This is a genomic window from Duganella zoogloeoides (genome assembly GCF_034479515.1).
Lineage (GTDB): Bacteria > Pseudomonadota > Gammaproteobacteria > Burkholderiales > Burkholderiaceae_D > Rugamonas > Rugamonas zoogloeoides.
This window is the reverse complement of the sequence record NZ_CP140152.1, coordinates 6,083,607-6,098,125: the sequence shown is the minus strand read 5'-3', so window position 1 is coordinate 6,098,125 and position 14,519 is coordinate 6,083,607. Positions and strand designations below refer to the sequence as shown.

General features: G+C 63.7%; 13 protein-coding genes. 6 read left to right on the top strand and 7 right to left on the bottom strand.

What is annotated here, in order from left to right:
* Nucleotides 1-50 precede the first annotated feature (50 nt).
* Together SR858_RS26765 and SR858_RS26760 are read left to right on the top strand one after the other, a co-directional pair.
* Nucleotides 51-1,178, top strand: coding sequence for an acyl-CoA dehydrogenase family protein (locus tag SR858_RS26765; RefSeq protein ID WP_026637703.1), 1,128 nt, complete (start codon nt 51-53; stop codon nt 1,176-1,178).
* Nucleotides 1,179-1,219: 41 nt separating this feature from the next.
* Complete coding sequence (locus tag SR858_RS26760) at nt 1,220-1,801, top strand: flavin reductase family protein (protein ID WP_019924157.1); 582 nt, start codon at nt 1,220-1,222, stop codon at nt 1,799-1,801.
* A gap of 316 nt (nt 1,802-2,117) precedes the next feature.
* On the opposite strand, the gene SR858_RS26755 is transcribed toward SR858_RS26760, so the two are convergent.
* Nucleotides 2,118-3,035, bottom strand: coding sequence for a YihY/virulence factor BrkB family protein (locus SR858_RS26755; protein ID WP_026637704.1), 918 nt, complete (start codon nt 3,033-3,035; stop codon nt 2,118-2,120).
* A 149-nt stretch (nt 3,036-3,184) separates the two neighbouring features.
* Between SR858_RS26755 and SR858_RS26750 the strand changes: the two genes are divergently transcribed.
* Nucleotides 3,185-4,423, top strand: coding sequence for a nucleoside recognition domain-containing protein (locus SR858_RS26750; protein ID WP_019924159.1), 1,239 nt, complete (start codon nt 3,185-3,187; stop codon nt 4,421-4,423).
* Nucleotides 4,424-4,434: 11 nt separating this feature from the next.
* Nucleotides 4,435-6,120: a D-alanyl-D-alanine carboxypeptidase/D-alanyl-D-alanine endopeptidase gene (gene dacB / locus SR858_RS26745; protein ID WP_026637705.1), complete on the top strand. Its 1,686-nt coding sequence runs from the start codon at nt 4,435-4,437 to the stop codon at nt 6,118-6,120.
* Nucleotides 6,121-6,170: 50 nt separating this feature from the next.
* Here dacB and SR858_RS26740 read toward each other — a convergent pair whose 3' ends face one another.
* From SR858_RS26740 to SR858_RS26715, 6 genes are all read right to left on the bottom strand, one after another.
* Nucleotides 6,171-6,419: a PIN domain-containing protein gene (locus SR858_RS26740; RefSeq protein WP_154820077.1), complete on the bottom strand. Its 249-nt coding sequence runs from the start codon at nt 6,417-6,419 to the stop codon at nt 6,171-6,173.
* Between the two features lie 255 nt (nt 6,420-6,674).
* On the bottom strand, nt 6,675-7,262 hold the full coding sequence (locus SR858_RS26735) for an MFS transporter (RefSeq protein WP_154820078.1): 588 nt from the start codon (nt 7,260-7,262) through the stop codon (nt 6,675-6,677).
* Nucleotides 7,263-7,421: 159 nt separating this feature from the next.
* A complete protein-coding gene (locus SR858_RS26730) occupies nt 7,422-8,288 on the bottom strand; it encodes an N-acetylmuramoyl-L-alanine amidase (protein WP_019924164.1) in 867 nt (288 codons plus the stop codon).
* A 34-nt stretch (nt 8,289-8,322) separates the two neighbouring features.
* Nucleotides 8,323-9,231, bottom strand: a complete 909-nt coding sequence (locus SR858_RS26725) for an N-acetylglucosamine kinase (RefSeq protein WP_040378129.1) — start codon at nt 9,229-9,231, stop codon at nt 8,323-8,325.
* 47 nt (nt 9,232-9,278) lie between these two features.
* The gene (locus tag SR858_RS26720) at nt 9,279-10,859 is read right to left on the bottom strand and encodes a glycoside hydrolase family 10 protein (protein ID WP_407654714.1); all 1,581 of its coding nucleotides are present in this window, start codon (nt 10,857-10,859) and stop codon (nt 9,279-9,281) included.
* Between the two features lie 119 nt (nt 10,860-10,978).
* A complete protein-coding gene (locus SR858_RS26715; RefSeq protein ID WP_019924167.1) occupies nt 10,979-12,259 on the bottom strand; it encodes an MFS transporter in 1,281 nt (426 codons plus the stop codon).
* 143 nt (nt 12,260-12,402) lie between these two features.
* On the opposite strand from SR858_RS26715, the gene SR858_RS26710 reads away from it, so the two are divergent.
* Together SR858_RS26710 and SR858_RS26705 are read left to right on the top strand one after the other, a co-directional pair.
* Nucleotides 12,403-12,852: a YchJ family protein gene (locus tag SR858_RS26710; RefSeq protein WP_026637707.1), complete on the top strand. Its 450-nt coding sequence runs from the start codon at nt 12,403-12,405 to the stop codon at nt 12,850-12,852.
* A 39-nt stretch (nt 12,853-12,891) separates the two neighbouring features.
* Complete coding sequence (locus SR858_RS26705) at nt 12,892-14,514, top strand: carboxyl transferase domain-containing protein (protein WP_019924170.1); 1,623 nt, start codon at nt 12,892-12,894, stop codon at nt 14,512-14,514.
* The last annotated feature ends 5 nt before the right edge of the window (nt 14,515-14,519 follow it).

Genomic DNA, 14,519 nt, shown 5'->3' with positions numbered 1-14,519 from the left:
CCCGCTACCTGCCGGGTGGCGGGCTTCCAACACCATAACAACGAGACACCATGATACTGAGCCAGGAACACGACATGATCCGCGACGCCCTGCGCACCTTTGCGCAGGAGCGTCTCGCCCCCAACGCCGCCCGCTGGGACAAGGAGCACCATTTCCCGAAGGAGGAATTGCAGGAACTCGCTGCCCTCGGCGCATTCGGGGTGGCCGTGCCGGAAGCGCTGGGCGGCGCCGGCATGGATTACGTGTCACTGGCCCTGGTGCTCGAGGAAATCGCTGCCGGCGACGGCGGAACATCCACCATCATTTCGGTGAACAACTGCCCGGTGTGCAGCATCGCCATGATGTACGCCAACGATCGCCAGAAGGAACAATGGCTGCGTCCGCTGGCGCAGGGCGCCATGCTCGGCGCGTTCTGCCTGACCGAGCCGCACACGGGCAGCGATGCAGCCGCCCTGCGCACCACGGCCACGCGCGACGGCGACGACTACGTTCTCAACGGCGTCAAGCAGTTCATCACCAGCGGCAAGTATGCGGACGTGGCCATCGTGCTGGCCGTGACCGACAAGGCGGCCGGCAAGAAGGGCATCAGCGCGTTCTGGGTGCCGACCAGTACGCCCGGCTACATCGTGGCGGGGCTGGAACAGAAGATGGGCCAGCACTCGTCGGACACGGCGCAGATCGTGTTCGAAAACTGCCGCATTCCGGCGGAAAACCTGATCGGGGAAGAAGGCCAGGGCTACAAGATCGCGCTGTCGGGCCTGGAAGGCGGACGCATCGGCATCGCCGCCCAGGCCGTGGGCATGGCGCGCGCAGCGTACGAGGCGGCACTGACCTATGCGCGTGACCGCGAGAGCTTCGGCAAGCCGATCTTCGAGCACCAGGCCGTGCAGTTCCGCCTGGCCGACATGGCCACGCAAATCGAAGCAGCGCGCCAGCTGATCCGCCACGCGGCGGCGATGAAGGATGCGGGCTTGCCGTGCCTGAAGGAGGCGGCGATGGCAAAGCTGTTCGCCTCGGAAATGGCCGAGCGCGTGTGTTCAAACGCGATCCAGGTCCATGGCGGGTATGGTTACGTGAGCGACTTCCCGGTCGAACGGATTTACCGCGACGTGCGCGTGTGCCAGATCTACGAAGGCACCAGCGATATCCAGAAACTGCTGATCGCGCGCGCCTTGTAGCAGCGACTATACTGGGGCGATTATCGTCATTCAAAGCCGCCATGAACCAATACATCGCCCCCGTCCCACTGGAAAAAGCCTACCGCCTGCTCACCCACGGCCCGACCGTGCTGGTGTCCAGCCGCCACGACGGCGTGGACAACGTGATGGCCGCCGCCTGGTCGTGCGCGCTCGATTTCGCGCCGCCCAAGGTCACGGTCGTGATCGACAAGATCACCGCCACCAGGGCGTTGGTCGAAGGCAGCGGCATGTTCGTGCTGCAAGTGCCCACCGTGGCGCAGCTGCAATTGACCGAGCAACTGGGCACGACCAGCCTGGCGACCGAACCGGACAAGCTGCAACGCGCGCAGGCCGAACTGTTCCACATCGGTGGTTACGACCTGCCGTTTGTGGCCGGCTGCTCGGCCTGGCTGGCATGCCGGCTGGTACCGGAGCCGCATAACCAGCAAACCTATGATTTGTTTATCGGCGAAGTCGTGGGCGCCTGGTCGGATACGCGCGCGTTCAAGGACGGCCATTGGCAATTCGAACATGCCGATCCGGCTTGGCGCAGCCTGCACCACGTGGCGGGCGGGCACTTTTATGCGATCGGCGAGGCGCTGGCCGTGACGCCAGAAAAATAAACAAAAAAAAGCCCGCTTAGCATCAGCTAGCGGGCTTCGTTCCAATGTATTACCAATGCTTTAATCGTACCGGTCTCCAGGGCTATCTGCCAAGTGAGGCGGTAATCTCAGGCGCCCATGCTATCTGCATGGTGCCCCTGACGTGTAAGTCGACCAACGTATTCGAAAGACAGCTGCGGCATCTGCGTCACCAGCGCGTTGAACTTACACAGTTCGTTGCACGGCGCATTTGCCAGAGGTGGGACTGTCGGCACGCACAACGTGCAGACCTCAACCACGAACGTAGTGTAACACAGATATTTGTGCGCCGCACAAATTATTTCATTGGTGTGGTTTCGGTGGTCAGGGGACGGACGGTCCGGCGCGGCTTATGACGGCAGGCGCGTTCGAATTCTGAAATCACCTGGGCCCCGAACAGCAGCAGGGTGGCGCCGATTTCCAGGCTGAACATGACGATGATGGCAGTCGTCATCGAGCCATACACCACGTTGACCTGCGACAGCGTGGTGAAGTACCACACCAGGATGTGGCGTGCGCATTCCCACAGCAGCGCCGCCGTCACGCCGCCGATCAAGGCGTGCGACAGCGACAGCCGCCCCACCGGCATTACCAGGTAGATCGACGTGAGCACCAGCACTTCGCCGCCAAAACCAAGCATGTACAGCAGCACGCCGGAAACGCCCTGCAATGACCATTCGTAGCCGAACAGCGACACGCTCTCCTCGCCCATCACCTGCAAGCTGCCGGCTACCAGGGTCACCAGCAACATGCCCGCGCCCAGCGACAGGATGTAGCAGTAAGGCATGATGGCCGAGATTAAAAAGCGCCGGCGCTTGACCTCCACCCGGTGCTTGAAGATCACCGACATGGCGTTTTCCAGCACCGTGAATGCCAGCGAACTGAAAAAAATCATGCTGACCAGCAGCACGCCGCCCACCACGTCGCGATGGTCGAGGAAGTGCGACACCTCCTCGACGATGGGGCCGGAGTGGCCGGGCACCAGCCAGCCCAGGTAGCGCCCGACCGTTTCGAGCAACACGGTTTCGTCGATCACGTGGGACAGCGCCACCACCACCAGCATCAAGAGCGGCACGATGGAGAGCAAGGAGTAATAGGCGACAGCGCCCGCGAGCAACAAGCCCTGATTGGCGCGAAAGCCCTTCAGGCATTGCACCAGGAAAGCCATGGGGTGCGTGATCACGTAGACCAGCCCCCTGCGATTAAGGAATTTCATTGCCTTATTCTACGCACAAGCTTGGGACAAGTATGTGCGGCGTCGCCCAGACTCCGGCGCGTGCGTGCCGCCCCATCCACATGGCGCGCGGTAGCGATCCCCCGCTATACTGCGGCTATCGCCCACTGATTTCGAGAAAATACGCATCTATGTCGCTCACCTATATCTGGTCTGGATTTTTCGTGGTCGGCTTGCTGGCCGCGCTGCTGCAGTTCTTCTTCATGGGCGACACCGAGATTTTCAAGCGCATTGTCGATGGCACTTTTACCTCTGCCAAGTCGAGCGTGATGGACATCGCCCTGCCGCTGGCCGGCGTGATGACCTTGTGGCTCGGCATCATGAACATCGGTGAAAAGGCCGGCGCGGTCAACCTGCTGGCGAAGATTATTGCGCCGTTCTTCTCGCGCATCTTCCCCGGCGTGCCGTCGAATCACCCGGCCAACGGCCACATGGTGATGAATTTCTCGGCCAACCTGCTGGGCCTCGATAACGCCGCCACGCCGTTCGGGCTGAAGGCGATGGAAAGCCTGCAAACCCTCAACCCCAAGGCCGACGAACCGACCGACGCCCAGATCATGTTCCTGGTGTTGCACACCTCGGGCCTGACCCTGATCCCGGTGGCGATCATGGCGCAGCGCTCGATCATGGGCGCGGCCGACCCGGCCGACATCTTTATCCCCTGCCTGATCGCCACCTACGTGGCCACCGTCACCGGCATCATCGTGGTATCGATCCGCCAGCGCATCAACCTGATCAACCGCGTGGTGCTGGGCTGGCTGGGCGGCATGACCGCCGCCATCCTCGGCATGATCTGGTACTTCACCGAGTACCTGACCAAAGCCGAAATCCAGAAGTTTTCCACCGTGTTCAGCAACCTGCTGCTGCTGACCGTGATCGTCGGCTTCATCCTCGGGGCGCTGCGCAAGAAGGTCAATGTCTATGACGCCTTTATCGAGGGCGCCAAGGGCGGCATCGAAACCTCGATCAAGGTGATCCCTTACCTGGTGGGCATGCTGGTGGCGATCAGCGTGATCCGCAACGCCGGCGTGTTCAACTTCGTGGTGCAGGGCTTTACCTGGGTGTTTACCCACATGGGCGTCAATACCGACTTCGTGCCGGCGCTGCCCACCGCGCTGATGAAGCCGCTCAGCGGCAGCGGCGCCAAGGCCATGATGATCGACACCATGCAAACCTACGGCCCTGACTCGTTCGTCGGCCGCCTCGCGTGCGTGTTCAATGGCTCGGCCGACACCACGTTCTACATCGTTGCGCTGTACTTCGGCTCGGTTGGCATCCGCAAGACGCGTTACGCGATCTCGTGCGGCCTGATCGCCGACTTTGCCGGCGTGGTCACCGCCATCGCGGTCGCCTACCTCTTCTTCCATTGATCGGGCCGTTTATGTTGCGTCGTACCTTGCTTGCCGCCCTGCTGTTCGTTGGCACCGTTCATGCCGCGCCGTTGCCGGAACCGGTTGCGCGGCTGATGAAATCGGCCAAAATTCCCGAGACGGCGGCCGGCATCGTCGTCCTGCGCGGCGACACCGTGCTGCTGGCCCATAACGCCCAGCAAGTGATGCAGCCGGCCTCGACCATGAAGCTGTTCACCGCCATGACGGCGCTGGAGCAACTGGGGCCGGTATTCCGTGGCCGTACCGAGCTGCGCAGCAGCGCCGACGTCGTGCAAGGCGTGCTGCAAGGCGACCTGATCGTGCGCGGCGGCGCCGATGCCGACTTCAACGAAGACGTGCTGACCCACATGCTGCAAGCGCTGCGCAACCAGGGCATTACGGTCATCAACGGCGACGTCGTACTCGACCGCACGCTGTTCCAGCCCGCGCGTCTCGACGTCGGCCAGCCGCCGTTCGACGAATATCCGTGGGCCTATTACAACGTCATTCCCGATGCGCTGCTGATCAATACCAACCTGTTGAAACTTGAGCTACGTGCGGTCGGCGGCCAGCTGTCGATCGTGACCATGCCGGAGATGGACAACGTCACCGTGCGGTCGGACCTGCGCATGACCGACGCCACGTGCGCGCAGTGGGAACAAGGCTGGCGCACGCCAGATTTCGTCCGTAGCGGCGACCGCATCGACGTGGTACTGCACGGCAGCTTCCCGCGCGATTGCGTCAAAACCGTCAACATCAACGTGCTCGATCCGCACGATTACCTGGCGCGGCTGGTGCGCGCGACGTGGCGCAAGCTGGGCGGGACGATCGCCGGTACGGTGCGCGAGGCCCATGCTCCGGCGCCGCTATCGGCCGGGTTGGCAGACGCTTCGGCGAGGCAACAGGCTGCCGGGACGGCAGCAGCCCTCGCTGCGGCACCATCGGCTTCGTCGGCAACGCCCTCAGCCGCGCCACAAACTGCACAGCCGGCCGCTCGCTTGGAAACGCAGCAGTCCGTTGTACTGAACAACGCGCCGGCCAATGCCGATGCGGAAGACGGCGTGCCAGCCGCGCCGCCAACCACCACGTCCGTCGCACCGGTCACCACGCGCCTGCTGGCCGAACACGTCTCGCGCGCACTGCCGGAAGTGCTGCGCGACGTCAACAAGAACTCCGACAACACTCTGGCGCGCACCGTGTTCCTCAGCCTGGGCAGCCTGGAAGCCGACCCGGCGCTGGGCAGCCGGCCGCTGCCGCCGGACGGCCTCAACACCACCACCAGCGCGCGCGCCGACGCGGCCATTCGCGCCTGGCTGCAGCAGCACAATATCGACAGCACCGGCCTGGTGCTCGACAACGGCTCGGGCCTGTCGCGCAGCGAACGCGCGACGGCCACCCAGCTGGCCGGCGTGCTGCAGGCTGGTTTGAAGAGCAACTGGATGCCGGAATTCTTGTCGAGTCTGCCGATCGCCGCCACCGACGGCACCATGCGCCGCCGCCTGAAAGACAGCCCCGCCGCCACCCGCGCCCGCATCAAGACCGGCAGCCTGAACGGCGTAATCGCTATCGCCGGCTACGTGCAGGACGCCAACAACCAGCCGGTGGTGGTGGTGGCGATGCTCAACGACCCGCGCGTGGCCGGTGGCGCGGGGCGGGCAGTGCTCGATGCGTTGATTGATTGGGTGGCACGGCAGTAGCGCGTTACCTTCCGAGCGCTAGCTGTTGCTATCGTCTAGTGGAGGGAAGTTCAAATTTCGTTGTTTGGACTTGGGACTTTCCGGCAAATCATCCGTACCCAAGGCGGTGATGTAGCGCCGTTGACTTTGGCGATGGCGACGATCTGATGATCAAATTTTATTTTTGCCAAGGTGCGTCGCTCTGCACCTTTCTTGTCACCTGCTGCGAGGGCATCTGCAACGTTAATCGCACATTCCACCGCCGCCTTCTCGTCGAAGGGAACGATGATAAATGCAGAACGCCCTTTGAATGCCGACACGACTTCCGGGGTCGCCTTACATAAAACTCGGACAACGCAGGCGTGGGAATCAGGATTTTGGATTTCGATTTTTGCAATGAGGCGAGCAGATAGTCAAGTCTCTCACGATGTGAATCAGAGGTACGCGGATCAAGCAGCCGAATGAGCGTGCCTGCGTCGAAAAGTACCTTCACTCGACACTCCGCATCTCAAGATGGGCATGGACCGGATCATCGAGGTCATTCCAGCTGTTTCCCTTGGCGAGACGTGCTGCGTTCAGGATATCCGTGATCGGTGTTTCGTCGAGTAACTCCCAGCCCGTGATCTTGAATTTCTCCAACGTCCATAGGCATTTTCGCCGCGCAGCCAATCACCGTTCCCCGTGACCCGCACCGGCAAGGAAAGATAATGCTGAATCAACTCCCAGGCCATGTCGCTATTTGCTTCGCATTTATGTACGGTGCCGTCCGCATCTTTGAGCCAAACGGGTATGGTCTGGTACTTGCCACCGATGCGAATGACGATACCGTCCAATACACCGGCTTCTTTGACGCGGTAGATTTTTTGGACCGGCGTATCTCTGCCCGGAAAAGCTAAAACCAGGGCGCCAGCCGGCAAGTTGACGTTGCCAACCGCATGATCTGGTTTCAGCATGCCGTTGATATTGTGGTACGTCCGTCGCAGGTCGTCCGGTGCAGCAATGGTATTCACCAGCCGCAAACGCGACTCGACTGAAGCCACGGCCTCGCGCTCAACCAGAGCATGCAATACCGCGCTGCCCTTTCTCACTTCCTTGAAATGCACGAACGCCTGACCGCCATAGAGGGCTGCCAGCTCGTACAAGTATTCGGCCAGGCGCGACATGGGATGGTCTCCGGGCTGAATACATCAATACTGAAGTCGAGTGATTGTGAGTTTTCCATGACAGGGCAAAAGATGCACGATATCAGCCACAGTATGAGCCAGATAGATCGAATGTCAATCAGACGCCGTTATTGAAACCAAGCACGCCCGCTACACGCCTTACTCCACCGGCGCAGTCTCCACAGCCGCCGGCGCCGCCACCGGCGCCGCCGGCAATACCGGCAGCGGGCTGGTCAGCACGTCCAGCAGCGCGGCGGTTTCCGCGTCCATGGTGCCGTCGAACAGCGTCGGGCGGTACTTGGTCTGGAATACGGCCAGCACGTTGCGCGTCGCCGTGTCGAACACGCCGGTCTGCGGCACGGCGTAGCCGATCTGCGCGAGCGTGCGCTGGAACCAGAACACGTCGGGCAGTTGCTGCTGGTAGCCCGGCAGGCGCGCGGCCACGCGGCTCGGTTCCGGCCAGGTGATCAGGCCTTCGTCGGCCAGGCGCTTCCACGGGAACAGCGGGCCGGGGTCGAGCTTGCGCTGCGGCGCGATCTCGTTGTGGCCGAGGATGTTTTCCGGGCGAATGTTATGGCGCTTGACGATGTCCTTGAGCAGCAGCACCAGCTGGTCGATCTGCGCCGGCTTGAACGGATACCAGGCGCGGCCCTGCGGCGTGTCCTTGTAACCGGGGTTGACGATCTCGATGCCGATTGACGCGGCGTTGAGCTGGTTGTAGATCTTCCAGTTGCTGTAGCCGGCGTGATTGGACTGGCGCGATTCGTCCACCAGGCTGTACACGGTGGGCTGGTCGGCGTCGGTCACCAGGTAGTGGGCGCTGACGTCCTGCGTGGTCAGGATCTTGATCGAACGCGGCAGGTCCGACACCGTGTAGTGGACGATGATGTACTTGACGCGGTCGCTCTGGCCGCGCGCGCTCAGGGTGCGGTCGATGGCCAGCCCGGCGGGCGGCGGTGGCGGCACGGTGGCACAGCCGGCAAGCGCCAGCAGGGTGGACAGGACAGTCAGCGTTACGATCTTCATTCGGTCATCTCGGGCGGTGGTGGCAGCAACATGCTCATGCGTGGGAGTGTAGTGCAATCCGCGCCGCCGCGTGGTGCGCCGGACCACTTATTTGCTGGAGTGAAAGCTCAGCCGGCAGCGCCGCGCGCAGCGCCTGCACGATGGCCGGATGTAGCGTGGCGGCGCGGCCACTCACGGCAATCGGCCGCGCGCCGTAGCGTCCCACCAGCGCCAGCGCAATGCGCGCCAGTTCCTGCCCGGCCTGCTCGAGGATGGCGCGCGCCACCGGATCGGTATCCGCCGCCTGCGCGACCGCCAGCGCCAGGCGACCGATCGCACCGCGATCCTGGCCGTAGATGAACTGACGCGAATGTGCCCAGTCGCTGCCGCCCACGTGGTCGAACACCGCGCGCGCCAGCGGTGACTGTTCCCAAGCGCCCGGCTGTTCATCCTCGCGGCGCCAGATGTGGCGCATCGCTTCGCGCGCGATCCAGAAACCGCCGCCGCCATCGTCCAGCGTGACGCCGCGGCCGCCGGCGCGGTGCAGGCGGCCCTCTTCGTCTATCCACGCCGCGATCGAACCGGTACCAGCGTACACCAGGTACCCCTCTCCCGGCGCAAAGATGGCCAGATAGGCGATGTCGATATCGCTGCGTACCGTCACCACTGCGGGATTAATGCCCAGCGCTTCGGCCAGCAGCGAGACCGGCGCGGTGGAAGCGCCGTCGAAGCCGGTCAGCCCGGCGCACACGGATGAGGGTCTGCCGACCGCCAGTACCTGCGCGGCCAGATCGGCCAGCACGGTGCGCACTGCCGCAACGCCAGCGGCAGACGCCATCTGGTTGGCCGAGATACCGGCCACGAAGCCTTCCGCCACGATGGCCCCGGCACCATCGGCCAGCGCCCAGCGCGTTTGCGTACCGCCGGCGTCGATGCCGAGCGCGAAGACCGGGGCCGCCGCCATGGCATGCGCCATTGCGCTTGCGGTAGCGCCTGGATCCACTTTCACCGTCATGCCTGCAGGCTGACCGTCACGCGCACGCTCTCGTTGCCGAGCCGGTCCACCGCGCTCACCACCACCGCCTGGGCGGCGCCGGCAACGGCGTCGTCGGGCAGCAGCAGCACCGTGCGCGATGAGGGCGCCACCGCGAAGCGCCATTCGGCGCCGTAGCGCGACCAGATCGCGTAATGACTGACCGGCTTGCCGGCGCCGGCAAACAGGCGCAAGCCGGTACCGTTGGCTTCGCGCCGCGCGGTCGCTTTCGGCGCCGTGGGCAGGTCGGAACCGAGCCAGGGCGTGGCCGGCGCCAGCGCCGCGCTCTGGTAGGCGCGGGCGCGCAACTGGTCGGTGATGCCCTTGCGGTTTTCCATCAGCGGCGCGATGCTGAAATGCACATGGCCACGGGTGCCGGCGCGGGTACGGGTCACGCCGATCTGCTTGACGATTTCGTCGGGCGCGAACGACTTGGCGCTGTTGTCGATGCGGCTCGTGTACAGGCCCGGCCACACGTGGCGCGCATAGGTGTTTTGCGCCAGCCAGTAGTCGAGCAGCACGCCGAACGCCTGCGGCGCCTGCGCCACCGGCCAGTACAGCTGCGGCGCCAGGTAGTCGAGCCAGCCGTTGTTGAGCCACAATTCGGCGTCGGCATACAGCTTGTCGTACTGGCTGAAACCGACGATGCCGGTGGGCCGGCGGTCGGGCCGGCCGATGCCGAACGGGCTGATGCCAAAGCGCACCCAGCTTTTCTCGCGGTGGATGCCCTTGTACAGCGCCTCGATCAGCGCGTTGACGTTCTGGCGCCGCCAGTGCGGACGGTCGAGCGCGCCGCCGCCAAGCAGGTAGCGCTGCCACGACGGCTCGTCCGGAAAATCGAGTTCGCGGCGTGCGCCATTGCCGCCCTCGAGCGCCACGCCCTCGGCGCCGGCAGTATTGGTATTGTCGATCGGGTACGGGTAGAAATAATCGTCGATGTGGACACCGTCGATGTCATAGCGGCGCACCACGTCGAGGATCACGTCGAGCGTGCGCTGGGCGGCGGCCGGCTCGCCCGGGTCCATCCACAAGTAGCGGCCATACGTCTTGACCGCCTCGGGATGGGTGAACGACATGTGGTTGGACGCCAGCGGCGACTTGGCCGTGGCATGGCGCGCGCGATACGGGTTGAACCACGCGTGCAGCTCCAGCCCGCGTGCATGGGCCTGCTCGATCCAGAATTGCAGCGGATCGTAGGTAGGTGCGCGGCCCTGCTGGCCGGTCAGGAACTCCGACCACGGCTCGAGCGCGGACGGGTAAATGGTGTCGGCGCTGGGCCGCACTTGCAGCACGATGGCGTTCAGGTTGAGCAGCTTGCAACGCTCGAGGATGGCGATGGCTTCGGCCTGCTGTTTTTCAGCAGTCAGATTACTGCGGCTGGGCCAGTCGATATTGGCGACGGTCGATATCCAGGCGGCGCGGAACTCGCGCGGCGCCGGTGGCGGGTTGACCAGGCTGGCCGGTGTCGGTGTGACCGGCGGCGGCAGTGCGCCAGGTGCAGCCGGCGCGGCGGGCCCTTCGGGCACGACCGCAGTCGGCGTGCTCGAACAGCCCTGCATGATGGCAGCCACGGCGCCGGCCACGCCAGCGGTCAAGGTCAGCCGTTTCTTCGCATTCAATACCAAAACATTCCCCGATCCAATTGAGCGTCGTATTGTAATGCGGTCGCCGCCATTTTCTAGCCCTGCTTCTTACCGAATCCGGGCTTGATCTCCACCAGCGCAGTCATGAAAAACGCGGGCAACGTTGAAATACATGCCCAGATGAAAAAGTTTTGGTAACCGAGCAGGTGTTGCAGCTTGCCGCTGATCATTCCTGGCAGCATCATGCCCAGCGCCATGAAGCCGGTGCAGATCGCGTAGTGGGCAGTCTTGTGCTCGCCGTCGGCCACCATGATCATGTACAGCATGAAGGCGGCAAAGCCGAAGCCGTAGCCAAATTGCTCCACCGCCAGGCAGCCGGCAATCACTTCGATGCTGGTGGGCATGGCCGTGGCCAGGTACACGAACACCAGGTCCGGCACGTGCATGATGAACAACATCGGCCAGATCGCCTTCTTTAATCCGAAGCGGGCGATCACGATGCCGCCGGCAATGCCGCCCAGCACCAGCGCCGCCACGCCAATGGTGCCGTACACCAGGCCGAACTCGGACGTGGTCAAGCCCAGCCCGCCCTGTTCGCGCGGATCGAGCAGGAACGGCGCCGCCATCTTGAGCAGCTGCGCCTCACCGAGCCGGTACAGCAGCAGGAAACCGATGATGGACACGATGCCTTTCTTGCGGAAGAAACTGCGGAAGGTTTCGATAAAGTCCGTCCACAAGGCGCCGGTCTTGGCCGTGCTGTGGTCGCCCTGCGGGCGCGGCAGTACCAGCTGGTGGTACGCGCACAGCGCCAGGAAAATCGCTGCCGTGATGCCGAATACCACCGACCAGGCGTAGGCCGGATCGTTGCTGGACTTGATCAGTTCGCCAGCGAGGTACACCAGCCCGCCCTGCCCGGCAATCATCGCCAGTTTATAAAACGCGCTGCGCACGCCGACGAAGGCGGCCTGCTGGTGCTGCGAAGGCAAGCCCAGCATGTAATAGCCGTCCGAAGCGATGTCGTGCGTGGCGGAGGCAAACGCCATCAGCCACAGCACGGCCAGGCTCAGCGCAAAAAATTGCGGCAAATGCAAGGTAAAGGCGACCGCTGCCAGGGCCGCACTGGACACCAGCTGCATCAGCACGGTCCAGTGGCGCTTGGTGCCAAACAGGTCGACGATGGGCGACCACAGCGGCTTGAGCACCCACGGCAGGTACAACCACGACGTATAAAACGCCAGGTCGTCGTTGGAGACGCCCAGGTTCTTGTACATCACGGTGGACAGCAGCATCACCGCCACGTAGGGCACAGCCTGGCTGAATGACACGCTGGGCACCCAGGCCCACGGGCTGCGTTGCTGCGTACTGCTTTGATTCATACGATATTCCTCCCGGCGCTAGTGTAAAGGCGGACCTCCGGGGCGGCACCTGTTATTTCTTCATCTGGTGTAACTTCGCGCCGGGCGCAAGCGCGCCATTTGGCGGATAATGCTCGCTTGTCAGACCTGCCCACCGTGCATCCATGTCCAAGAAGTCCTCCGCGCCCACCGGCTGCCCCTGCGGCGGCCCCTCGCTGGCCACCTGCTGCGGCCCGTACATAGACGGGTCCGCCATCGCGCCCACGGCCGAAGCGCTGATGCGCTCGCGCTATACCGCCTATGGCCAGCGCAACGAGCCGTACCTGCTGGCCACCTGGCATGCCAGTACCCGGCCGGTCGAGCCCTTGTTTGGTGCCGAGGAAAAACTGCAGTGGCTGGGACTTGAGGTAAAATCTGCTTTACGTTTACGTCAACGTAAAGCAGAACCAGCCGAACAAGCAGACCGGGACCGCGACACGGTGGAGTTCGTGGCACGGTTCAAGGTCGGCGGCCGCGCCGAGCGCCTGCACGAGATCAGCAACTTCGTGCGTGAACCTGACGCTATCGGTGGCGCCCTGCGCTGGTTTTACGTTGACGGACATTTTCCGCAATAAACCACACGACGCGTGCGAGACCACGCGCAAAGGAAAACCATGCCGCAGATCGACACCAAGCTCAATCCCCGTAGCGAAGATTTCAAGACCAATATCGCCGCCATGCAGGCGGTGGTGGACGACCTGCGCGCCAAGGTGGCCGCCATCGCCCAGGGCGGCGGCGCCGCTGCCAGCGCAAAACACGTCGCACGCGGCAAGCTGCTGCCGCGCGACCGCGTGCAAATGCTGCTCGATCCGGGCACGCCATTCCTCGAACTGTCGCAAATGGCCGCCTACGGCATGTACCAGGATGGCAATGGCATCGATGCGGCGCCGGCCGCCGGCATCATTACCGGCATCGGCCGCGTGGCCGGCCAGGAATGCGTGATCGTCTGTAACGACGCCACCGTCAAGGGCGGGACGTACTACCCGATCACGGTCAAAAAACATCTGCGCGCGCAGGAAATCGCCGACCAGAACCACCTGCCCTGCATTTACCTGGTCGACTCGGGCGGCGCCAACCTGCCCAACCAGGACGACGTCTTCCCCGACCGCGACCACTTCGGCCGCATCTTTTACAACCAGGCCAACCTGTCGGCCAAGGGTATCCCGCAAATCGCCGTGGTGATGGGGTCGTGCACCGCCGGCGGCGCGTACGTGCCGGCCATGAGCGACGAGTCGATCATCGTCAAGGAGCAGGGCACGATTTTCCTCGGCGGCCCGCCGCTGGTGAAAGCCGCCACCGGCGAAGTGGTCACGGCCGAAGACCTGGGCGGCGGCGATGTCCACACGCGCCTGTCCGGCGTGGCCGACCACCTGGCGCAGAACGATTTGCATGCGCTGTCGCTGGCGCGCACCATCGTCTCCAACCTCAATCGCATCAAGCCGCAGCAGGGCGCCATCCGCCCCGTGGTGGAGCCGAAGTACCCGGCCGAAGAACTGTATGGCGTCATCCCGGTGGACACCCGCAAGCCGTTCGATGTGCGCGAAGTGATCGCCCGCATCGTCGATGGCAGCGAGTTCGACGAATTCAAGGCGCGCTTCGGCGCCACGCTGGTGTGCGGCTTCGCCCACATCTTCGGCATGAAGGTCGGCATCATCGCCAACAATGGCATCCTGTTCTCGGAGTCCGCCGTCAAGGGCGCGCACTTCATCGAGCTGTGCGCACAGCGCAAGATCCCGCTGGTGTTCCTGCAAAATATCACCGGCTTCATGGTGGGCCGCAAGTACGAAAACGAAGGCATCGCCCGTCACGGCGCCAAGATGGTCACGGCCGTCGCCACCGCTGCCGTGCCCAAGTTCACCGTCATCATCGGCGGCAGTTTTGGCGCCGGCAACTACGGCATGTGCGGCCGCGCCTTTTCGCCGCGCTTCATGTGGATGTGGCCCAATGCGCGGATCTCCGTCATGGGCGGCGACCAGGCGGCCAGCGTGCTGGCCACCGTCAAGCGCGACGGCATCGAGGGCAAGGGCGGCACCTGGTCGGCGGACGAAGAAGCCGCGTTCAAGCAGCCGATCAAGCAGCAGTACGAAGAGCAGGGCCACCCGTATTACGCCACCGCGCGCCTGTGGGACGACGGCGTGATCGATCCGGCCGATACCCGCACGGTGCTGGGCCTGGGCCTGTCCGCCGCGCTCAATGCGCCGATCGAAGACACCAAATTCGGACTCTTCCGGATGTAAGGAGC